The sequence below is a fragment of the Streptomyces sp. NPDC048479 genome (genome assembly GCF_040651435.1).
GTDB lineage: Bacteria > Actinomycetota > Actinomycetes > Streptomycetales > Streptomycetaceae > Streptomyces.
This window is the reverse complement of the sequence record NZ_JBEZKA010000002.1, coordinates 456,254-477,501: the sequence shown is the minus strand read 5'-3', so window position 1 is coordinate 477,501 and position 21,248 is coordinate 456,254. Positions and strand designations below refer to the sequence as shown.

Annotated in this window: 18 protein-coding genes and 2 pseudogenes; 9 read left to right on the top strand and 11 right to left on the bottom strand. The window is 69.3% G+C overall.

The window, feature by feature from the left end:
- The first annotated feature begins 10 nt into the window (after positions 1-10).
- The 3 genes from AB0D12_RS05060 to AB0D12_RS05050 are packed head-to-tail and all read left to right on the top strand — an operon-like array spanning position 11 to position 1,106.
- A complete protein-coding gene (locus AB0D12_RS05060; RefSeq protein ID WP_327326749.1) occupies positions 11-265 on the top strand; it encodes an acyl carrier protein in 255 nt (84 codons plus the stop codon).
- A gap of 1 nt (position 266) precedes the next feature.
- Positions 267-746, top strand: coding sequence for an SRPBCC family protein (locus AB0D12_RS05055; protein ID WP_327326750.1), 480 nt, complete (start codon positions 267-269; stop codon positions 744-746).
- Between the two features lie 27 nt (positions 747-773).
- Positions 774-1,106 (top strand): TcmI family type II polyketide cyclase, encoded by a 333-nt coding sequence (locus tag AB0D12_RS05050; RefSeq protein ID WP_327326751.1) that lies wholly within the window; start codon positions 774-776, stop codon positions 1,104-1,106.
- Between the two features lie 84 nt (positions 1,107-1,190).
- On the opposite strand, the gene AB0D12_RS05045 is transcribed toward AB0D12_RS05050, so the two are convergent.
- Both AB0D12_RS05045 and AB0D12_RS05040 read right to left on the bottom strand, forming a co-directional pair.
- A complete protein-coding gene (locus tag AB0D12_RS05045; protein WP_362677172.1) occupies positions 1,191-2,246 on the bottom strand; it encodes a methyltransferase in 1,056 nt (351 codons plus the stop codon).
- A 32-nt stretch (positions 2,247-2,278) separates the two neighbouring features.
- Entirely contained in the window at positions 2,279-3,343 is a 1,065-nt protein-coding gene (locus tag AB0D12_RS05040; RefSeq protein WP_362677170.1) for a right-handed parallel beta-helix repeat-containing protein, read from the bottom strand.
- Between the two features lie 140 nt (positions 3,344-3,483).
- Here AB0D12_RS05040 and AB0D12_RS05035 point away from each other — a divergent pair, with 140 nt between their 5' ends.
- Complete coding sequence (locus AB0D12_RS05035; RefSeq protein ID WP_362677168.1) at positions 3,484-4,392, top strand: hypothetical protein; 909 nt, start codon at positions 3,484-3,486, stop codon at positions 4,390-4,392.
- Between the two features lie 51 nt (positions 4,393-4,443).
- Here the strand turns inward: AB0D12_RS05035 and AB0D12_RS05030 are convergent, their stop codons facing one another.
- The 3 genes and pseudogenes from AB0D12_RS05030 to AB0D12_RS05020 all read right to left on the bottom strand — a co-directional run bounded on the left by AB0D12_RS05030 (position 4,444) and on the right by AB0D12_RS05020 (position 5,674).
- Positions 4,444-4,869, bottom strand: coding sequence for a thioesterase family protein (locus tag AB0D12_RS05030; protein WP_362677166.1), 426 nt, complete (start codon positions 4,867-4,869; stop codon positions 4,444-4,446).
- Positions 4,870-5,065: 196 nt separating this feature from the next.
- Positions 5,066-5,248 (bottom strand): annotated as a pseudogene (locus AB0D12_RS05025) (transposase); the annotation flags it as partial.
- 15 nt (positions 5,249-5,263) lie between these two features.
- Positions 5,264-5,674 (bottom strand): Fur family transcriptional regulator, encoded by a 411-nt coding sequence (locus AB0D12_RS05020; protein WP_362677164.1) that lies wholly within the window; start codon positions 5,672-5,674, stop codon positions 5,264-5,266.
- 217 nt (positions 5,675-5,891) lie between these two features.
- On the opposite strand from AB0D12_RS05020, the pseudogene AB0D12_RS05015 reads away from it, so the two are divergent.
- Both AB0D12_RS05015 and katG read left to right on the top strand, forming a co-directional pair.
- A pseudogene (locus tag AB0D12_RS05015) lies at positions 5,892-6,234 on the top strand (transcriptional repressor).
- Positions 6,235-6,267: 33 nt separating this feature from the next.
- Complete coding sequence (gene katG, locus AB0D12_RS05010) at positions 6,268-8,499, top strand: catalase/peroxidase HPI (RefSeq protein ID WP_362677162.1); 2,232 nt, start codon at positions 6,268-6,270, stop codon at positions 8,497-8,499.
- 598 nt (positions 8,500-9,097) lie between these two features.
- Here katG and AB0D12_RS05005 read toward each other — a convergent pair.
- Positions 9,098-10,261 carry an NAD-dependent formate dehydrogenase gene (locus tag AB0D12_RS05005; RefSeq protein WP_362677160.1) on the bottom strand — a complete coding sequence of 388 codons (1,164 nt, stop codon included), beginning with the start codon at positions 10,259-10,261 and terminating at the stop codon, positions 9,098-9,100.
- Positions 10,262-10,959: 698 nt separating this feature from the next.
- Here AB0D12_RS05005 and rsgA point away from each other — a divergent pair.
- Positions 10,960-12,072, top strand: coding sequence for a ribosome small subunit-dependent GTPase A (rsgA, locus tag AB0D12_RS05000; protein ID WP_362677158.1), 1,113 nt, complete (start codon positions 10,960-10,962; stop codon positions 12,070-12,072).
- A 73-nt stretch (positions 12,073-12,145) separates the two neighbouring features.
- Here rsgA and AB0D12_RS04995 read toward each other — a convergent pair whose 3' ends face one another.
- From AB0D12_RS04995 to AB0D12_RS04975, 5 genes are all read right to left on the bottom strand, one after another.
- Entirely contained in the window at positions 12,146-12,511 is a 366-nt protein-coding gene (locus tag AB0D12_RS04995; protein ID WP_362677156.1) for a PPOX class F420-dependent oxidoreductase, read from the bottom strand.
- Positions 12,512-12,642: 131 nt separating this feature from the next.
- Complete coding sequence (locus tag AB0D12_RS04990; protein WP_362677154.1) at positions 12,643-14,997, bottom strand: glycoside hydrolase family 95-like protein; 2,355 nt, start codon at positions 14,995-14,997, stop codon at positions 12,643-12,645.
- A gap of 187 nt (positions 14,998-15,184) precedes the next feature.
- A complete protein-coding gene (locus AB0D12_RS04985; RefSeq protein WP_362677152.1) occupies positions 15,185-15,667 on the bottom strand; it encodes a DUF456 domain-containing protein in 483 nt (160 codons plus the stop codon).
- Positions 15,668-15,690: 23 nt separating this feature from the next.
- Entirely contained in the window at positions 15,691-16,683 is a 993-nt protein-coding gene (locus tag AB0D12_RS04980) for a helix-turn-helix domain-containing protein (RefSeq protein WP_362677150.1), read from the bottom strand.
- A gap of 175 nt (positions 16,684-16,858) precedes the next feature.
- On the bottom strand, positions 16,859-17,053 hold the full coding sequence (locus AB0D12_RS04975) for a hypothetical protein (protein WP_362677148.1): 195 nt from the start codon (positions 17,051-17,053) through the stop codon (positions 16,859-16,861).
- Positions 17,054-17,328: 275 nt separating this feature from the next.
- Between AB0D12_RS04975 and AB0D12_RS04970 the strand changes: the two genes are divergently transcribed.
- Entirely contained in the window at positions 17,329-19,380 is a 2,052-nt protein-coding gene (locus tag AB0D12_RS04970; protein WP_362677146.1) for a protein phosphatase 2C domain-containing protein, read from the top strand.
- Between the two features lie 98 nt (positions 19,381-19,478).
- Entirely contained in the window at positions 19,479-21,221 is a 1,743-nt protein-coding gene (locus tag AB0D12_RS04965; protein ID WP_362677144.1) for a pyruvate dehydrogenase, read from the top strand.
- The last annotated feature ends 27 nt before the right edge of the window (positions 21,222-21,248 follow it).

Below are 21,248 nucleotides of genomic sequence, written 5' to 3'. Positions count from 1 at the left end.
GAGAGCACTCATGTCCGCTCTGACCATCCAAGAACTGGCCGCACTGATGAAGAAGGGCGCCGGCGTCACCGTCGACCCCTTGGACCTGGCAAACCGGCCCAACACCCGCTTCGACGAGTTCGGCCTCGACTCGCTGGGCCTGCTCGGCATCGTCGGCGAGCTGGAGAACCGGCACGGCCGTCCCCTGCCCGCCGACGCGGACCGGTGCAAGACCCCGCAGGAGTTCCTCGAACTCGTCAACAACAGCCTCATGACTGGAGCCTGACGTGCCCGGACACACCGAGAACGAAATCACCGTCGCCGCCCCCCTGGACCTCGTCTGGGACATGACCAACGACCTCGAGAACTGGCCTCAGCTGTTCAGCGAGTACGCGTCGGTCGAGGTCCTGTCCCGGGAGGGCGATACGACGACCTTCCGGCTGACCATGCACCCCGACGAGAACGGCAAGATCTGGAGCTGGGTCTCGGAACGGACGATCGACCGCAAGGGCCGGAAGGTACGGGCCCGCCGCGTCGAGACCGGCCCCTTCGAGCGCATGGACATCCGGTGGGAGTACACGGAGGTCCCCGGCGGCACCCGGATGCACTGGACCCAGGACTTCGCGATGAAGCCGGAAGCCCCGGTCGACGACGCCTGGATGACCGACAACATCAACCGCAACTCCCGGGTCCAGATGGAACTCATCCGGGACAAGATCGAGCAGCGCGACCGCGACAGCCGTACCGCCGCCGTCACCCCCAACTGAGCCCGGGCAAGGAAAGGGAGCCTCCCGATGCACCAAGCTCTGATCGTCGCCCGTATGGCGCCGGAATCGGCCCCGGACATCGCCAAGCTGTTCGCGGCCTCCGACGCCGGCGAACTTCCGCACCTCGTCGGCGTCACCCGCCGCAGCCTGTTCCAGTTCGGCGATGTGTATATGCACCTGATCGAGTCCGAGAAGCCGCCCGGCCCCGAGATCGCGAAGGTGACGGAACATCCGGCCTTCCGGGACATCAGCGACCGGCTCACGGCCTTCGTCAGTCCGTACAACCCGGAGACCTGGCGGACCCCGAAGGACGCGATGGCCCACCAGTTCTATCGGTGGGAGCGCGACGGAACCACATGAGGACATGCGATCGCCCCGGGTCCGGGCTGGGAAGCCGGACTCGGGGCGTTGTTGCGCGTGTTGAGGTGCGGAGAGCGACCACGGTCACCCGGGGACGGTGCATTCGAACGCGTCGAGGTACGGGTTGACCGGGCGGATCTCGCCGATGAGCAGACCCGCCTTCGTCACTCTTTCCACCAGGCTCTGCTTGGTGTGCTTCGCGCCGCCGACGTTGAGCAGCAGAAGCAGATCCATGGCCGTGGTGAACTTCATCGAGGGAGTGTCGTCCACGAGGTTCTCGATGACCACGACCCGGGCCCCCGGCCGCGCCGCCGCGACGATGTTCCCCAGAGTTCTGCGGGTGCTCTCGTCGTCCCACTCCAGGATGTTCTTGATGATGTAGAGATCGGCCTCGACCGGGATGTCCTGGCGGCAGTCCCCGGGGACGATACGGACCCGATCCGCGAGCGAACCCCCTTCGCGCAGCCGGGGATCCGCCTTCGCGACCACGTCGGGCAGATCGAGCAGCGTGCCCCGGACGGCCGGATGCTTCTCCAGCAGGCTCGCGAGCACATGCCCCTGGCCGCCGCCGATGTCCGCGACCACCGAGATACCGGTCAGGTCGAGGAGCTCCGCGACTTCCAGCGCCGACTGCCTGCTGGACGTGGTCATGGCCCGGTTGAACACCTGGGCCGACTCGTGCGCGTCCTGGTGCAGGTACTCGAAGAACCCCTTGCCGTACAGCTCGTGGAAGACGCTCCCGCCGGAACGCACCGCCTCGTCGAGCCGGGGCCAGGCGTCCCAGGTCCACGGCTCTGTGCACCACAGGGCGATGTACCGCAGGCTGTTGGGATCGTCCTCGCGCAGCATCAGCGACATGTCCGTGTGGGCGAACGTCCCGTCCTCGGTCTCGACGAAGATGCCGTAGCAGGACAGGGTGCGCAGCAGCCGGCGCAGCGACTTGGGTTCGCAGTCCACCGCGGTCGCGAGCTGCTCCGCGGTGGCGGGCGACTCGCCGAGCGCGTCGGCCACGCCCAGCCGGGCAGCCGCGCGTACGGCGGCGGCGCACGCCGCCCCGAAGACAAGCTCCCGCAGCCGCATGGCGGGCGGGGGGGTGGACACGACGGGGGTGGTGACGGGGGTGGGACTTACGGTGGTCATACCGCCTCGATTCTCCTGCTGAGGGGGAACACTCAGCACATCCCTGCGGGTTCGGAAGCCAGGCACTCATTGCTGAGGAACTCGTTGCGCGTTCCGCCACCCCGGTTGGCCAGGTCAGCCGTCTTGTTGCCCTGCACCCAGTTGTCCTTGATGACATTGCCGGTGTTGACGGCGCCCACGAAGCTCTGGAACAGCACGACTCCGCCGGAGAGCGGCGAGGAGCCGACATTTTCCATGATCAGGTTTGATTGGACGACGGCGGACTCGGTGCCGGTGAGGACGATGCCGGATCCCTGGATGGCGGGGAGGCGGGTGGTGGCGGGGCAGAACTTGTTGTTCTGGTAGATCCAGTTTTCGCGGACGGTCATCGCCCCGGCTGTGGGTTTCGACTCGTCGCCCACGATGAACAAGCCGGCGCAGTTTCCGGTCATGGTGTTGGCGCGGACGCTGAGGTTTCTGACCCGCCTGACCGTGACTCCGATCCGGTTGCCCGTCAGCCGGTTGTACGCGATCACCGTCCTCTTGGTGTCGGTCGCCCCGCCCTCCCGGTCGACCGTGTTGGCGATGAAGATGCCGGCGTCTCCGCTGCCCCGGACCGTGTTGTTACGGATCACCGACCGGGTGGACATCTCCTGACCGATGCCCCAGGTGCCGTTCTTCTCGGCCGTCACCTGCTGGACCGTCAGCCGGTCGGTGCGGGTGGCCCAGATGGCGCTCTTCTTGAAGCCCGAGAGGGTCAGGGAGCGGATGCTGACGCCTACTACGTCCTTCTTCGCCTTACCCGTCACGCAGATGCCGTTGCCGGCCCGGGCACAGACGTTCGCGGCCGGCGTGGTCGCCGTCCGCGGCTTGATCACGGTCGCCTCGCCCATCCCGCTCAGGGTCAGGTTCGACTTCGTGACAAGGACGCTTTCGCGGTAGGTGCCGGCCGCGATGACAATGGTGTCTCCCGGACTGGCGGCGTTCACCGCTTTCTGGATCGATTCGCCCGGATGCACCGTGTGGGTGGCCGCGCCGGCGGACGGAGCGGCTGCGCCCAGTCCGGAGACCATGATGACCGCGGTGCATGCGAGGCACGTGAACTGTCGTTTCGTCATGAGCCGAAGTTATGGGCGATCATGCCCCCTCGCCACATGGAGTGAGCGTATGGATACATCCCGTGCGCGAGTGGGTGTTTTTCGGTGGTCGCGCGGCCCGGCCCCAGCCCCTCCCGACGGCCCCTCTATGGTGGCCTCTCATGTGGCAAGGACAACAGCCGCCGGGGGGCGAGCAGCACTCCCAGGACGGGTATGTGAATCCGTATCAGCAGCATCAGCAGCCGAATCCGTACGCGACGGGTACGCCGTCCGAGCCTCCGCGCGGCGGCCGCAGCACGACGGCCGTCGCCGTCGCCGCGGCCACCGCCGTCGTCATCGCCGCCGGTGTCACCGGCTATCTGGTCCTGGGCGGCGACAAGGACGACACGGCGGATCCGGGGCCGACCCGATCGGCGTCGTCCCCGGCGTCCAAGCCGACCGGTTCGGGCGACGACGATGCGCGTGACGCCGCCGACCCGAAACCGGTGATTCCCGGCTGGAAGGTCGTGGTGAACCCGAAGGGCGGCATCGCCTTCGACGTTCCCCCGGAATGGGGGCTCAAGTCGCCGAGCTGGTCCAGCTACGTCTCCGACAACAACGACCCGGAGGACAAGCCACTCATCGGCTTCTCGGCCCCGGCGATGTTCAAGGAGAAGTGGTGCCAGTCCGACGACGACAAGAACGGCACCCCGGAGGACACGGCGCTCGGCACTGCCGGCTCCAGAGGCGAGAAGGGGGCCAGGACCACCGAGGAGGCCGCCCGCAACAGCGTGTCCCTGTGGCTCTATGGCGCGTACACCCAGCCGGACAAGAAGAAGATCAAGACCGGTGCGGTGGAGCCGTACACCGCGAGGTCCGGCATCAAGGGCAGCGTGGCGACGGCGGTGTCCACCGGCGTCGACAAGAAGGGCAAGTGCGACACCGACGGCAAGGCCACCACGTTCGCCTTCGAGGACTCCAAGGGCGACTTCGTGTCCTGGACCTTCCTCGGCGCGAAGGGCGTTGCGGGTGAGGTGCCGGACGCGACGGTACGGAAGATCCTGAGCACCGTGCGCCTGGTCGGCGGCTGACACCCGCACCGGAGCTCCACCGGGCCGCGACAGCGGCCCGGTGGAACCGTGTCAGAGGCCGAACACGCCAGGGTCGGAGGCCACGGCGCGGAAGTGCTCGTGCGGGTCGGCGACCAGCTTGCGTGCCTTCAGGTCGAGCAGACCTCCGACGCTGACGACCTCGGCCACGAGAGTGTTGTCGTCCGTACGGTGGAACGTCTGCTCCACCTGGAACGACTTGCCCTCCCCGAAGATGAACGCGCAGGTTATGTCGACGTCATCACCCGCGACCACCTCGCGGTGGTACCGGATCGTGGTCTCCAGATTGATCGGGCCGACGCCCTTCGCCAGCAGCGCGTTCTGCTCGATTCCGGCTGCCCGCAGCAACTCCCAGCGCGCGTGCTCCGCATGCTGCAGATACACCGTGCCGTTGAGGTGCCCCTGCGCATCGATCTCGTAACCGCGGACGGTAACCCTCACGGTAAACAGGTCTGCCATTTTTCAATCCCTTCAACAGGGCGCCGTTCGAGCGCCTTGTGCAAGGTAACGGGCCACTTACATCCGGGAGTTGGTGTCGGTCCCGAGCCCGGCCCTCTGCACATGGGTGGCGTCGCGTCGCGGGGGCAGGGTTCCTTCCCGGACGCGGCCGTGTGTCATGCCCGGGGAACCGCGTTGGTGCGTCGAGGAGCAGGAGCGGGCCGAGCCAGTAGGTGACATCGACGGCCAGGACCAGCCGGCCGTCCTCAGCCCGCGGCAGCGGCACCTCGGCCGGTGCCCGCCGCAGCCGGACGACATCGACTCGTCCGCGGGCCACCGCAGCGTAGAGCCCACCATGGCCCCGGCGGTACTCGCCCACCAGCGACAACTCCGCCAGCGACAGGGCAATCGTTGCCTAGGCGCAGGAGGGGCACAGTCCGCGGTAGGTGACCTCGACCTCGGACACCGTGAAGCCGAACCGTTCCTCCGCCGGGAGGTCGGTCAGCGGATTGCCGGTCGGGTGGACATCGCGGATGGTGCCGCAGTTGGAGCACACCAGGTGCTGGTGCGGGTGGTGTGCGTTGGGGTCGTAACGCTTGGCGCGGCCGTCGGTGGAGACCTCTATGACCTCACCGAGGGAGACCAGCTCGCCCAGGGCGTTGTAGACGGTTGCCCGGGAGATCTCGGGCAGCCGCTGTACCGCGCGGGCGTGCACCTCGTCGGCCGTGAGATGCACGTGGTCGCCGTCGAGGACCTCCGCAACGACACGCCGCTGGGAGGTCATCCGCCAGCCACGCCCTCGCAGTCGCTCCAGCAGGTCGCTCATATCGGTTCACCTATTCAGGTTCGGTGGGATACCCGGAGTTTACTGGTGGACATCCGGGTTCCGATTGGATAGGGGTTTGGCGCACTTCTTGACTTGGACTCTGTCCATTGTAGGATCGGTTCCGGTGATAGCCAAGGGACAGGAAGACTCCAGTACAGACAGGAGACAGAGACGTGATGGGACAACCGCCGCGGAGCTGCGCGGTGCCGGCCTGCGGGTGACGGCCGCCCGCGTCGCGCTGCTCGAGACCGTCCGGGACGGTGACCGCCTCGGTGTCGAGGCGATCGCCTCCGGGGTGCGCGATCGCGTGGGCCATATCTCCCTTCAAGTCGTGTGTGAGGCCCTCCACGCGCTCACCGTGGCGGGACTCGTACGCCGCATCGATCCGGACGGCAGCCCGGCCCGGTTCGAGGGACGCCTCGTGTCGTCGCTGACGTCGACTGCGCGGTCGGCGAGGCCACTGTCTGACCGCATCCGACGACCACGGCTTCTCGATCGACGAGGCCGAGGTCATCCACTGGGGTCTGCACCCCGGCTGTTCCACCGCCCGCAGTTCCTGAGCACCATGATCCGCCCAGTTCGGAAGGATTCCCATGTCTGAGAACCATGATGCGATCGTCACAGACGCGAAGACGGAGGGCGGAGGTGGCTGCCCGGTCGCGCACGGGCGCGCCCCGCACCCGACTCAGGGCGGCGGAAACCGCCAGTGGTGGCCGGAGCGGCTCAACCTGAAGATCCTTGCCAAGAACCCCGCCGTGGCCAACCCCCTCGGCGAGGAGTTCGACTACGCCGAGGCCTTCAAGACCCTCGAACTCCCGGCCGTGAAGCAGGACATCGCGGAGGTGCTGACAACCTCGCAGGACTGGTGGCCCGCCGACTTCGGCCACTACGGCCCGTTCATGATCCGGATGGCGTGGCACAGCGCGGGTACCTACCGGATCAGCGACGGCCGCGGCGGCGGCGGGGCCGGTCAGCAGCGCTTCGCCCCCCTCAACAGCTGGCCGGACAACGGGAACCTCGACAAGGCCCGCCGCCTGCTGTGGCCGGTCAAGAAGAAGTACGGCAAGAGCCTCTCGTGGGCCGACCTCATGATCCTCGCCGGCAATGTCGCCCTGGAGTCGATGGGCTTCGAGACCTTCGGCTTCGGCGGCGGTCGTGCGGACGTCTGGGAGCCCGACGAGGACGTCTACTGGGGTCCCGAGACCACCTGGCTCGACGACGAGCGCTACACCGGCGACCGGGAGCTGGAGAACCCCCTCGGCGCGGTCCAGATGGGCCTCATCTACGTCAACCCGGAGGGCCCGAACGGCAACCCGGACCCGCTCGCCGCGGCCCGCGACATCCGTGAGACGTTCCGCAGGATGGCGATGAACGACGAGGAGACGGTCGCCCTGATCGCGGGTGGTCACACCTTCGGCAAGACCCACGGCGCGGGCCCGGCGGAGAGCGTCGGCCTCGACCCCGAGGCCGCCCCGCTCGAGGAGCAGGGCCTCGGCTGGAGGAACTCGTTCGGCACCGGCAAGGGTGGCGACGCGATCACCAGCGGTCTTGAGGGTATCTGGACGAACACCCCGATCACGTGGGACAACAGCTTCTTCGAGATCCTGTTCGGCAACGAGTGGGAGCTGTACAAGAGCCCCGCAGGGGCGCACCAGTGGAGGCCGCAGGACGGCGCCGGGGTGGGCACCGTGCCCGACGCCCACGACCCGTCGAAGAGCCACGCCCCGACGATGCTGACGACCGACCTCTCGCTCCGGTTCGACCCGGCCTACGAGCAGATCTCGCGGCGCTTCCTGGAGAACCCCGCCGAGTTCGCGGACGCCTTCGCCCGCGCGTGGTTCAAGCTGACCCACCGCGACATGGGCCCGATCGTGCGCTACCTCGGCCCTGAGGTCCCGGCCGAGACGCTGCTGTGGCAGGACCCCCTCCCCGCGGTGACGCACGAGCTCATCGACGCCGAGGACATCGCCTCCCTCAAGGGCCAGATCCTCGCCTCGGGCCTGTCGGTGTCCCAACTCGTGTCCTCCGCGTGGGCGTCGGCCTCGTCCTTCCGCGGCAGCGACAAGCGCGGCGGCGCCAACGGTGCGCGCATCCGCCTCCAGCCGCAGAGCGGGTGGGAGGTCAACGACCCGGACCAGCTGGCGACGGTGCTGCGCACCCTGGGTGGGATCCAGGAGGCCTTCAACGCCGCCCGGACCGGCGGCAAGCAGATCTCGCTCGCCGACCTGATCGTGCTCGCCGGTGGTGCCGCCGTCGAGCAGGCCGCAAAGGACGCCGGCTTCGATGTCGAGGTCCCCTTCACACCGGGCCGCGTGGACGCGTCGCAGGAGCAGACCGACGTGGAGTCGTTCGCCGCGCTCGAGCCGACCGCCGACGGGTTCCGCAACTACCTCGGGAAGGGCAACCGGCTGCCGGCCGAGTACCTGCTGACCGACCGGGCGAACCTCCTGACCCTGAGCGCCCCCGAGATGACGGCCCTCGTCGGTGGCCTCCGCGTCCTGGGCGCGAACCACCAGCAGTCGTCGCTCGGCGCCTTCACCACGACCCCCGGGTCTCTGACCAACGACTTCTTCGTCAACCTGCTCGACCTGGGCACGACGTGGAAGGCGACGTCCGAGGACGCGAACACGTTCGAGGGTCGCGACGCCGCCACGGGCGAGGTCAAGTGGACCGGTAGCCGTGCCGACCTCGTCTTCGGTTCGAACTCCGAGCTGCGCGCGGTCGCGGAGGTCTACGCGAGCGATGACGCGAAGGAGAAGTTCGTGAACGACTTCGTCGCGGCGTGGGACAAGGTGATGAACCTCGACCGGTTCGACCTCGTCTGATCATGACGTCCAGGTCGGCCCCCACCGGCCGACCTGGACGTCCTCAGTCCGAAGGATCTCGACATCGTCCGCCTCCAGCGCGACGTCGAGAGGGTCGCCGCTCGATGCAGGGGGCGAGCCGGTGAGCGTGCCCGCGCGGACAGCCGGCCTCCGGACGGCACCGTGGGCACAGTCCCCAGAACGTGGCATCGGTCTTTATGCGATGCGACGGAAGGACGCCTACTGGAGCGGCCCCACCAGCTGATGACGCCTCTTGTCGGGATGGGACACGAGCGGGGTAGCCGCGCCGCAGGAGCCGGGGACGGCATCGTGCCGGGATCTCACCGGGCCACGGCTAGTGGCCATCCCGGCAGCGGACACCGCTCCGGGTCTGTGGAGTGCAGTTCGTGCAATGGTTTTCTTGCGAGAGATTACGCGCGGCGCGGGTACCTCTGCATAATGCAAAATCAATCCAATTGCGGAAACTGAGGCTCTCGGTCGCACCCGTTCAGCAAATTCTGATCGAGGCGGCTCACAGCAGGCATGGCGATGACTGAACGGGGCCATTGCCCACTCACGTGGTGGATCTTCCAGGGATTTCTCCGCGGACTGTTATGCGTTATCCGGCGACGGTGTAGGAGCGCGCTCCCGTCCCGGCCAGCCCACCGCCGTCGACGATCAGGTACTCCGGGCGGATGGGGCGTCCGTCGAGCCAGGACTCCAGGATCTCCCGGACGCCGGCCGCATAGCGGGCCTGGGCGGAGAGGGTCGACCCGGAGACATGGGGTGTCATCGCCTCGTACGGCATGGTGCGCCAGGGGTGGTCGGACGGTGGCGGCTGGGGATACCAGACGTCACCGGCGTATCCGGCCAGTTGGCCGCTGTTCAGGGCCCGCACCACGGCGTCCCGGTTCACGATGAGCGCGCGAGCGGTGTTGACGATGTACGAACCACGCTTCATGACCCCGATGAGTTCGTCGTCGAAGAGGTTCTGCGTCTGTGGATGCAGGGGAGCGTGGATCGACAGCACGTCCACCGAGGAGGCCAGAGACCGGGCGTCGGGGTGATAGGTCACCCCCAGCTCCTCCTCGATCTCCGGAGGCAGCCGGTGCGGATCGCAGTAGTGCAGAGAGACGTCGAACGGCTTGAGGCGGCGCAGCACGGCCTGGCCGATGCGGCCGGAGCCGAGGATGCCGACGTGCATGCCCTCCAGGTCGTAGGCGCGCGAGACGCTGTCGGCGATGTTCCAGCCCTTCTTGGCGGTCACCCAGTCGTGGGCGGGCATGTAGTTGTGCACGAGCGTGAGGATCTGCATGACGGCGTGCTCCGACACGCTGATGCTGTTGCTGTAGGTCACCTCGGCCACGGTCAGGCCGTGGGTGATGGCGCTCGGGAGGTCGACGTGGTCCGATCCGATCCCCGCCGTGATCGCCAGCTTGAGCTGAGGAGCCCCGGTGATCCGCTCGGGGGTCAGATAGGCGGGCCAGAAGGGCTGCGAGATCACGACGTCGGCGTCGGGCAGCTCGCGGTCCAGGACGGAGTCCGGTCCCTCCTTGTCGCTGGTGACGACATAGGTGTGGCCCCGGTCCTCCAGGAACCGGCGCAGGCCGAGCTCTCCTGAGACGCTTCCCAGCAGCTGGCCCGGGGTGAAGTCGACGGATTCGGGGGTCGGCGCGGTCTGTCCCCCCGGGTAGCCGGTGATGGCCGGAATCTCGTCGCGGGCGTAGGCGGGAGGGTAGCCGCCCACAGGATCGGGATAGAGCACCGAAAGAATCTTTGCCATGGCCGTCCTCCATCGATGGGGCAGCCGCTCCGGTAAGCCGGGCGGGCCTTCCGCCGAGACGCGAGCCACTGGGTTCGGGCTCGAGAGAGCCGGGCGCTGCCGGCAATCAATCGGACCCACCCACCGACGATCTTGAATTCTAAATTTTAGTCGAGCATGCGTCGGCGCTGCAATCCCCGAGGATAATGGGTGAGGTATGCCGAGCAGATAGAGATGCCGCTATTTCATTGAGGCCTGCGGCAGCCATTCGGGTGATCAGTGTGTACGGAGACTTCTGATGCGGGCGGACGAATCCGGGCCCGAGAGGGATTCCCGAGAGCCCGCATACATCCCCGGTGCCGAGCCGGAGCCCTGCCGATCGACCCGGACGCGGACGAGGGGATGCGAGCGGGTTCAGCCGTCCCCACGGCGGCTGGTGAGGGGTTCGGCTCGGACGAGGCCCGACATTTAATCGCTGGCGCCGTGCCCTGGGGTGGGGCTACGGTTCTGCTCGTTCAGGGGCGCGGCCGTGTGCTGTGCCCGGGAAACCGCGTTGGTGCGTCGAGGAGCAGGAGGTGAGGACATTGATGACTGTCACGGAGACGGGCGTTGCCCGCATTCAGGAGTTCATCGTTCCCACCCCCGTGGTCTCCGGCTGACACTCACACTTCTTCCGCGCGCCGAGCGCGCTGCCGGGGCCGCCCTTCGAAGGGTTCCCCTTGTCTCTCTCATCTGTTTCTGCGTCCGCTTCGTCTTCGTCGCACCCGCTGTCGTCCTACGGCTGGGACGAAGGATGGGACGCCGAGTTCGCCCCGTACACCGAACAAGGTCTGCTGCCCGGCCGAGTCGTACGGGTGGACCGCGGCCAGTGCGATGTCGTCACCACCGACGGACTGGTCCGCGCCGACACCGCGTTCGTCACCCCGCACGATCCACTGCGGGTCATCTGCACCGGTGACTGGGCTGCCGTCGACCGTGACGGCGACCCCCGCTTCGTACGGACGTATCTGCCGCGCCGTACCGCCTTTGTACGCTCCACCTCCTCGAGCCGCTCCGAGGGGCAGATCCTCGCGGCCAACGTCGACCACGCGATCATCGCGGTCTCGCTCGCTGTCGAACTGGACCTCGGGCGGATCGAGCGGTTCCTCGCGCTGGCGTGGGAGAGCGGCGCGCAGCCGCTCGTCGTGCTCACCAAGGCAGACCTCGTTCCCGATGTGACCGGTCTTTCGTACCTCGTCCAGGACGTGGAGACGACCGCGCCCGGAGTGCAGGTGCTGCCTGTCAGTTCGGCGTCGGGTGAGGGCGTCGATGTGCTCACCGCCGTCCTCTCCGGCGGGACGAGTGTGCTGCTCGGCGCGTCCGGCGCCGGCAAGTCGACGCTCGCGAACGCGCTGCTCGGCGAGGACGTGATGGATGTGCAGGCGACCCGTGACGTCGATGGCAAGGGCCGGCACACCACCACGACCCGCAACCTCCTCGCGCTGCCCGGCGGGGGTGTGCTGATCGACACGCCCGGGCTGCGCGGCGTGGGGCTCTGGGACGCGGAGTCCGGCGTGGGTCAGGTCTTCTCGGAGATCGAGGAGCTCGCGGAGGAGTGCCGTTTCCACGACTGCGCGCACGAGTCGGAGCCGGGCTGCGCGGTGCTCGCCGCGATCGACGACGGTTCGCTGCCGGAGCGGCGGCTGGAGAGCTACCGCAAGCTGCTGCGGGAGAACCAGCGCATCGTCGCGAAGACGGACGCGCGGCTGCGGGCGGACATCCTGCGCGACTGGAAGCAGAAGGGCGCGGAGGGTCGCGCGGCGATGCAGGCGAAGCGTGGCCGGATGCGCTGATTGCAGGTGGGACCGGCCCGGTGACCTCGTGGGTCACCGGGCCCGATGGTCGCTGACGCCGCCCGTTCCGGCCCTACTCCAGGCCCCAGCTGTGGATCTTCCGCGGGTGGATCCGGATCAGCTCCTCGCTGAAGTGCGGGCCCAACTCGTGCGGGCCCGTCAGCAGTTCGGCCTCGCCTCTGATGTCCACCCCGCGCACCTTCCACGGCTGGAGGCTCACGATGTCGTCGACCACCAGCGCCACCTTCGGATTCTCCCGGAGATTGCGCCACTTCTTCGTCGTGCCCAGGGCGTAGCCGCCGACCAGGATCGTCCCGTCCTCCTGCGGGAAGAAACCGACCGGGTTCGCCTGTGGCTGACCCTTCGGGTCGACGGTCGCCAGCCGTCCCAGGCGCTGGGACTTGAGGTACGCGCGCTCGGCGTCGCTGAATTCGGTCATGGATGCAGCCTCACACGCGTACCGCGTCCCCCGCATCGGACGCGGGAACTGGGCGAGTCCTAGGACTTCGGACCGGCACAGGACCGGCACAGGACCCGTCCGGGGCCGGTCCGGGACCGCTGCTGGACCGGTCAGGCCGGGAGGCCCCACGCCGGGGCCGGCGCGTTCGGAGCCACCGGACGGATCCGCAGGTCCGGGCGGTCCCCACGCGCCGTGATCAGCGCCGACTCGCCCTTCCTCAGCGGGATACGGATCGCACCGTTGCCCGCATTCTCCCACCGCAGCCGCCGGCCCCGCCCGTCGCGGACCTCGATCGGGCCCGCGATGCCGTGGCGTACGGCGCACGGCGCGCCCGCTTCGCTGGTCAGCCGGACCCAGCGGGTCCTCCCCGCCTGCCGTACCGCACTGAGCAGGAACGCCCCCTGTGTACGGAAGTCATGAACGACCAGCTCCCGCCACGCGTCCGGCAGCGCCGGGAAGACCCGGATGACCTCGCCCCACGACTGGCAGACCATGTCGTGCAGCGACTGCGCCGCCGAAAGTGGGGTCTCGATGACGGGGCCCGACTCCTTGTACATGGTGTTGGCCTGGATGAAACGGGTCATCAGTTCGCCGAGGTACTTGAGCGCGTCCTCGCCCTTGCCCAGCAGCGCGGACATGGATGCCGCGCCCGTGAACGTATAGCCCTGCAGCGCCCCTTCGAAGCTGACCCAGTGGCTGAGCGACTTCTCGATCAGGGCGCGTTCCTCGGGCGTACGGCCGGTGATCTCGTACAGCGGATACACCGCGAGAAGATGCGAGTAGTGGCGGTGGGACTTCGCGAACGGGACACCGGCGCCGATCATGTAGCCGTTCGCGTCCACCGGATAGGGGACCAGCTTGGCGAGGACCTCCTGCCAACGGGCGGTCAGAGGGTCGGAGATGCCCAGTTCCGCGGCCGAGTCGATGAGCGTACGGCAGCCCCAGCGCAGCAGCATCAGGTCGTAGTTGCAGTCCGGCGCGTCCACGCCGTACTCCGGCGAGAACGTCGGCGGCAGATGCAGCTTGCCGTCCGGCCCGGGGTTGAGGAAGTGCAGGTAGTAGTTGACCGCCTTGCGCAGCAGCGGGAAGAGGAGGTCGCGCAGCAGCGACTCGTCCATGGTGTGGCGGTACGAGAGCCAGACGTTGTGCAGCGCCCAGGTGAGGTTGCCGACCTCGGGGGTGGGTGGGTTCTGGCCGGGGATGCCGACGCCGTAGCCGGTGCCGGACGGAGTGGCGCCGCCGTTGACGAGCCGGGTGTCGGTGGTGCGGGGGATGCCGGCCGAGTCGCCACGGTAGGGGCCGGCGACCTCGGCGGTCAGCTGGGCCCGGAACTCGCCCAACGCGCGTGAGACGGCGTCGAGTTCAAGATGGTTCGAGCCGTGGATCAGCCAGTACTCCAGCTGGACGTTGAGGTTCCACCAGGTGTTGGGCCAGGGGGTCGACTCCAGCCAGGGCCCGCAGGTGGCCATGACGGGGGCGTCGCGCCGGGCCGCGGAAGCCGTCTTGTACAGCTGGATCCAGTAGAAGCGCTGCAGCCGTGCGTCGGGCAGCGACAGGAAGCTCTTGCGGTAGAAGCGCTCCCACCGGAGACGGTGGGGGAGGGCGAGTACGTCGTACGGCGCCGAGGACGCGTCCCGCACCGTGCGCAGCGCACGGTCGAGTGCGGTCGTCCTCGGGAAGGAGTGCGCGACGGACACATACAGCGTCCGCGTCTCCTTGCGGACGCGCTCCTGCCAGGCGGTGACATGCCGGCCGCCCGCGAGCAGCGGCTGGACCGCGGCCGTCAGCTCGCCGTGCTGCTCGACGACGGCCGGCGGATTGCCCGTGTACCCGTCCGGAAGGGGTTTGAAGGCGGCGCGCGGGCTGATGGCATCGGCCGGGTGGAAGACCCAGCGGAAGTTCTTCTCGCCCTCGCTCGGTGTGATCTCGACGGTGAGCAGGGATGTCGTGGTGTGGACGAAGACGCGCAGGCGCAGCGTGCCCGCCGTGGTGGTGAGGCTGCCGGTGAGCTCGGCGCCGCGCAGCCGCAGCCGCCAGTCGAGGCCGGTGATCGTGCCGACGGGCTCGAGCGTGAAGTGGCCGACGGGCAGCCGGGCGAGGCCGAAGAGCGAGCCGAACTCCGGCCGGTGGTCCTGCACTTCGGAGTGCTGGACATTGAAGCGGACGGCGTTCTTTCCGCCGGGCTCGGCGTAGATGCCGGTGCCCAAGTAGCCATTGCCGAGATATGGGCCCTCGTACCAGGTCTTCGGCATCTTCTGCCAGACGAGATCGGCGTCGTCGAGGACCGTGCGCCAGCTGTCGGCGTGCACCGTGAGAGCGGTGGTGTCCTCCGGGGCGGGCGCGGCCTGCGCCGGGACGGCGGCGGCACCTCCCGCCACCAGCGCTCCGCCGATTGCCGTACCGGTGGCAAGGACGGTTCTTCTGGAGGGGTCCGGTGCAGTGGACGGGTCTGGTGCAGTGGCCATGATGCCTCCCGGTGGCTCGTACGCGGACATGTCAATTCATCCGAGCTATCCCTCGACGGAAGGTAGGCAGGCGGCGGGAGGCAGTCAATACAGCGGAAGAGATCCGATGTGTCTCTGTCTATCTGGACAGCGTTCAGCAGAGGGCAACAGGCACTTGGCTGGAGGACACGGGGACACCGGGTCGCGCTCAGCCCGCGAAGACCGCCCCCAGCCACGCCCCCACGACCAGCAGACAGGCGAACAGCTCCACCAGCACACTGGTCCCCACCGCCCGCATCACCGCCCTCGTCGAGGTCATCGCCGGGCCGTGCCCGCCGAGCCGTTGCCGCTCGGAGCCGTAGATCCCCCCGATGAATCCGGGTATCGCGCCCACCACCGGCACCAGAAGGAAGCCGACCAGCGCCCCCGCGCCCGCGAACAGCGCCATCCGCCGGGTGACCCCCACCCCGCGCAGTCGGCGCGGCGGCAGCAGCCAGACCATCGCCTGGGTGACCACCAGTACGACGGTCGAGCCCACCAGCAGCACCCAGGCCGGTCCGGACTGCTCGTGCATCGACCACCACAGCACCGCGGCCCAGACCAACCACGGCCCCGGAACACCGGGCACAAGCACCCCGAGCAGGCCCAGCAGCATCACCAGGCCGACCATCAGGAGCTGCCATGCGCCCATCTGCCAAGAGTGCAGGATGCTGATCATTCCCGCAGGTCGCGGGCCACCCAGCCCTTCGCGTACGCATGCCAGCCGAGCTGCAGCCGGGTCGTCACACCGGTCAGCTCCATCAGCCCCTTCACCCGGCGCTGAACGGTCCGCAGCCCGAGATCCAGCTGCTTGGCCACACTCGCGTCCGTCATTCCGGCGAGCAGCAGCGAAAGGATCTCCAGATCGGTGGCATCCGGCCCCGGCGCCTTCTCCTCGTCCACCTCGCCACCCACGCCGAGCCGCAGCGGCAGCGCCTCCCGCCACACCGCCTCGAACAGGCCCGTCAGCGACTCCAGCAGCCCGCTCGCATGCACGACGAGTGCCGCGGGATCGGCCCCGCGCCCGGTCAGCGGGACCATGGCGAGCGTTCGGTCGGCGACCACCAGCTTGGTCGGCACCCGGTCCACCACCCGGACCTGTTCGTCACGGCCCAGCGCCGCGCTCAGTTCGGTGATCCCGTTGGGCAGCGAGAACACCTCACGCTCGACCACCACCCGGTACCTCACCCCGCGCGTCGCCGCCTTCAACTCCGCCTCGTTGTCCGTCCCGTTGACCACGACGGGATTTCCGGTGACCAGGGCGCAGACCTCCTCGGTGGCGCCCAACTGCAGCTGTACGAAACGGTGCGCGACGGCACTCGCGCCCGTCACCACCTCGACCAGATCGTGCACGGCCGGAGCGGTGGCCTCCGACCTGAACTCCTGCGCCAGCAGCGCCGCCGCCAGCTCCGCCTGCTCCAGCTCGTGGCGCTGCTGGGTCAGCAGCGCGCCCAGCGCCACGCCGGGCGGGGCCGCCACCCACCGTCCGGTGCCGGCCGAGGACTTCGCGGCAAGGCCCTGCTGCTCCAGCCGTCGCAACGCCCGCTCCGTATCCGTCTCCGGCAGCGCCAGCCGGTGCGCGAGATCGGGGACATCCGCCGCCCCGAGCGCGACGAGCGCGCGGTACGCCGATTCCTGCCTCTCGTCGAGACCTATCGCTCCCAGCATCTGACCCCAGCCCTCCCCGGACGTGCACTTCTTCGGCCGCGCTGGCGGAAACCGGCCAAGGCGTATTCCCGCCGCGTACATCATCCCTGCACCGCCCGTCCCTCTGCCAATGTGGCGCCACCGCAGCACCAACAGCCTCCGGCAACAGGGTATTTCATGCCTATCTGTGCCGGATTCAGATGGGGAGAGTGATGCGCCCGATATCGCGTACGGCACTGGGGGCGGCGACCGCCGCCCTCCTGGCCGTCACGGCGGTCGCGCCGTCGGCGGCCGCTGGGTCGCAGGACGACACGACCGCGAAGAGAGCCCTGGCCGGCAGCGATGCCGCCGCACAGCAGGGGGACAGGCCGGCCACGGTCACCCTTGTCACCGGAGGCAGGGTCCTGGTGGCGGCGCATGGACCGCGACCGTGAACCACGCGGGCGCGGCGGGCAAACCGGTCACCCTGAAGGCCGAACTGACGGACGCCCACGGCAACTCCGTCACCCAGCTCGTGGCCAACGCATACGCCGTGCGCTGACCACGAAACGGTCCGCCGGGCGTCCTTCCCGTGGGGGGTTGGGGCGCCCGGCGGACCACTTGCCGCATATTTCTTTTTTCGGGATGCCCCGTTTTCGTACGGCCCGTGCGGTGGACAATAAGGGCATGAGTCAGCAGGGGGAGAGGCCCGCCACCGAGGACGAATGGTGGAACCGGCTGTACGACGAGTCCGCCCCGGACATCGGTCCCGCGGCGCCCACGCGCGACACGCTGGACGACCGTTTCGACTCCGCGGCGGATGCGGTGGCCGCGGAGAGCACACCCGCGCCGGCGGAGCCGGACGACCCCCGCGGTCCGGGCGATCGCGGCAGATGGCGCCCGCGCGCCTGGTGGGAGGCGCGCCCCACGGATGCGGCGGCGCCCGCCGAGCCGGACATCCCGCACCGTCCTGCGACGCCGCCACGGCAACGCGCGGCGTGGGAACGGCCGACCGCCTCCGACCAGCCGCCCACATTCCGGCCGGCTCCGCCGCCCGAGCCGCCCCTGCCGGACGCGGCGTCCCGGGAGGCAGCCCGCCCGCCGAGGCCCGACGTCGCACCGCGCGGAGAGGCCGAGCCGCCCCGGCCGGATGCGGCGTCCCGGGAGGCAGCCCGCCCGCCGAGGCCCGACGTCGCACCGCGCGGAGAGGCCGAGCCGCCCCGGTCGGATGCCGCATCCAGGGGGGAAGCCCCGCCGCCGCGGCCCGACGTCGTACTGCCCCGGGAAGCGGACCGGCCGCAGCGGCCGGAGGTCTCGCGCGGGCAACTGCCGGTCCCGGCAGAGACCTTCGGCGCCGCGCCCGCCGCGCCCGCCGCCCCCGTGGCGCCCGGCCACCCGGCCACCCGGCCGGACGCGGTACGCGACATTCCCCCGGTTGCCGGCGTAGAGCCGCCCCGGCGCGAAGGCCCGCCCGGACGAGCGACCGCCCCGGACGAGCACTTCGAGGACGCGCCCGCCCCTTCGGCACCGCACCCGCCGGTACCGCCGCGGGTTTCCGCGGAGCCGCCCCCGCCCACCCCCGCCCCTGCGGCACGGCACGCTGCGCCCGTACCGCCGCAAGGCCTCGAGGCACCGAGCTCGACACCCGTACCGCCGCTGGTTTCCGCGGAGCCACACCTGCCCGCCCCGCCGCAGACTGCCGAAGAGCCGCCCCTGCCGCCGCCCGACGCGGGTCTCGTGGAGCCGCGCCCCTACGTCGCGTACGTCGGTGGCGGACCGCCCACCTATGACGCCGAGCCCACCGCGCTGCCCGCGGCCCAGCCGCACGAGCTGGACAACCTCGTCGCCGACACCGTGCTCGACGGGGCCCATTACGGCACGTACACCCTGCGCGCCGCCTCCGTCCGCGGGGACTCCGCGCGCTACCGCGGCGAGCCGCGCCGCGACGCCCTGCTCACCGCGCGCTTCGGCAGCGGCGAGGCCGCGCTCGTCCTGGTCGCCGTGGCCAGCGGTGCCCGCGCCGCCGAAGGGGCCCATCTCGCCGCCGCCGACGCCTGCCGCTGGATAGGCGGTGCCGTCGGCCGCAGCCACGCCCGCCTCGTCGAGGACATCCGGGCCGGCCGCCGGGGCGATCTCAAGTCGGGTCTGCACCGGCTCACCGACCGCAGCTTCGGCAAGCTGCGCGCCCGCGCCGCCGAGCTCGGTGTGGAACCCGAGGAGTACACCGCGAACCTCCGGTGTCTGCTGCTCTCCGCCGACCCCGAGTGCCGTACGCGTGTGTTCTTCGGAGTGGGCGGCGGCGGTCTCTTCCGTCTTCGCGACGGCGCCTGGCAGGACATCGAGCCGCATGTCCCCGAGCCCGCCGCGGTGACCGGAGAACCCGTCGTCGGATACGGCTCGGCGCCCCCCGACACGCCCGCCGAGACCCCCGACGGCGACCGGCTCACCATGGACCTGGGGATCGCGACGGACCCGTCCCCGTACATGGAGGCCCCGCCACCGCCACCCGCCGAACCGTTCCGATTCCGCGCCTCCGTGGCCCGCCCCGGTGACACCCTGCTGCTGTGCAGCAGCGGACTGGCCGAGCCACTGCGCGGGGAGGCTGCCCTGGCCGATGTGCTCGCCGAGCGCTGGGCGCCCGCCCGGCCGCCGGGGCTGGCCACGTTCCTCGCCGACACCCAGCTGAGGGTGAAGGGATACGCCGACGATCGTACGGCTGTCGCAGTCTGGGAGGCGTAACCGTGTCCGCCATGGGTTGATGGACCTTCAGGCCCGAAGCAGGCCGAAGCAGGCCGAAGCAGGCCGAAGCAGGCCGAAGCCGAGAAAGGGTGCGTTCCATGGCCAAGCAGAACGTGGCGGAGCAGTTCGTCGACATCCTTGTCCGCGCCGGTGTCCAGCGGCTGTACGGAGTCGTCGGCGACAGTCTCAACCCCGTCGTCGACGCCATCCGTCGCAACTCCGCCATCGACTGGATCCAGGTCAGGCACGAGGAGGTCGCCGCCTTCGCGGCCGGCGCCGAGGCACAGATCACCGGGAAGCTCGCCGCCTGCGCCGGCTCCTGCGGCCCCGGCAACCTGCACCTCATCAACGGTCTGTACGACGCCCACCGCTCCATGGCGCCGGTACTCGCCCTCGCTTCGCACATCCCTTCCGGCGAGATCGGCCTCGGCTACTTCCAGGAGACCCACCCCGACCAGCTGTTCCGCGAGTGCAGCCACTACTGCGAGATGATCTCCAACCCGCAGCAGATGCCGCGCCTCGTGCAGACCGCGATCCAGCACGCGATCGGCCGGAGCGGTGTCAGCGTCGTCTCGCTCCCCGGCGACATCGCATCGCACGCCGCCCCGGAGAAGTCGATCGAGCACGCACTGGTCACCTCACGCCCCACCGTACGACCGGGGGACACCGAGATCGACAAACTGGTGCAGATGATCGACGAGGCGAAGCGGGTCACGCTCTTCTGCGGCAGCGGTACGGCGGGCGCGCACGCCGAGGTCATGCAGTTTGCGGAGCGCATCAAGTCCCCGGTCGGGCACGCGCTGCGCGGCAAGGAGTGGATTCAGTACGACAACCCGTATGACGTCGGCATGAGCGGACTGCTCGGCTACGGCGCCGCCTACGAGGCCACCCACGAGTGCGATCTGCTGATCCTGCTCGGCACGGACTTCCCGTACAACGCCTTCCTCCCCGACGACGTCAAGATCGCCCAGGTCGATATCAGGCCCGAACACCTCGGCCGCCGCTCCAAGCTCGACCTGGCCGTCTGGGGCGAAGTGCGCGAGACACTGCGCTGTCTTACGCCGCGCGTGCGCGCCAAGTCGGACCGCAGGTTCCTCGACAAGATGCTGAAGAAGCACGCCGACGCGCTCGAGGGCGTGATCAAGGCGTACACCCGCAAGGTGGAGAAGCACACCCCGATCCATCCCGAGTACGTCGCCTCCGTGCTGGATGAACTCGCCGACCAGGACGCGGTGTTCACCGTGGACACGGGCATGTGCAATGTGTGGGCGGCCCGCTATATCTCGCCCAACGGCCGCCGCAGGATCATCGGTTCGTTCAGCCATGGCTCGATGGCGAACGCCCTGCCGCAGGCGATCGGCGCGCAGTTCATCGACCGGAACCGCCAGGTCGTCTCGATGTCGGGGGACGGCGGGTTCGCCATGCTGATGGGCGACTTCCTCACCCTCGTCCAGTACGACCTGCCGGTGAAGATCGTCCTGTTCAACAACTCCTCTCTGAGCATGGTGGAGCTGGAGATGCTGGTGGCGGGACTTCCGTCGTACGGAACCACCAACCGCAATCCCGACTTCGCGGCGATCGCGCGGGCGGCGGGGGCGTACGGCGTACGGGTGGAGAAGCCGAAGCAGCTCGCGGGCGCGCTGAAGGACGCTTTCAGGCACAAGGGCCCGGCACTCGTGGATGTGGTCACCGACCCGAACGCGCTCTCCATCCCGCCGAAGATCAGCGCCGAGATGGTGACGGGCTTCGCGCTCTCCGCCAGCAAGATCGTGCTGGACGGTGGCGTGGGCCGCATGGTCCAGATGGCGCGCTCGAATCTGCGGAACGTGCGGAGGCCCTGACGCCCGGGACGGACTCCCTCTCGGCGG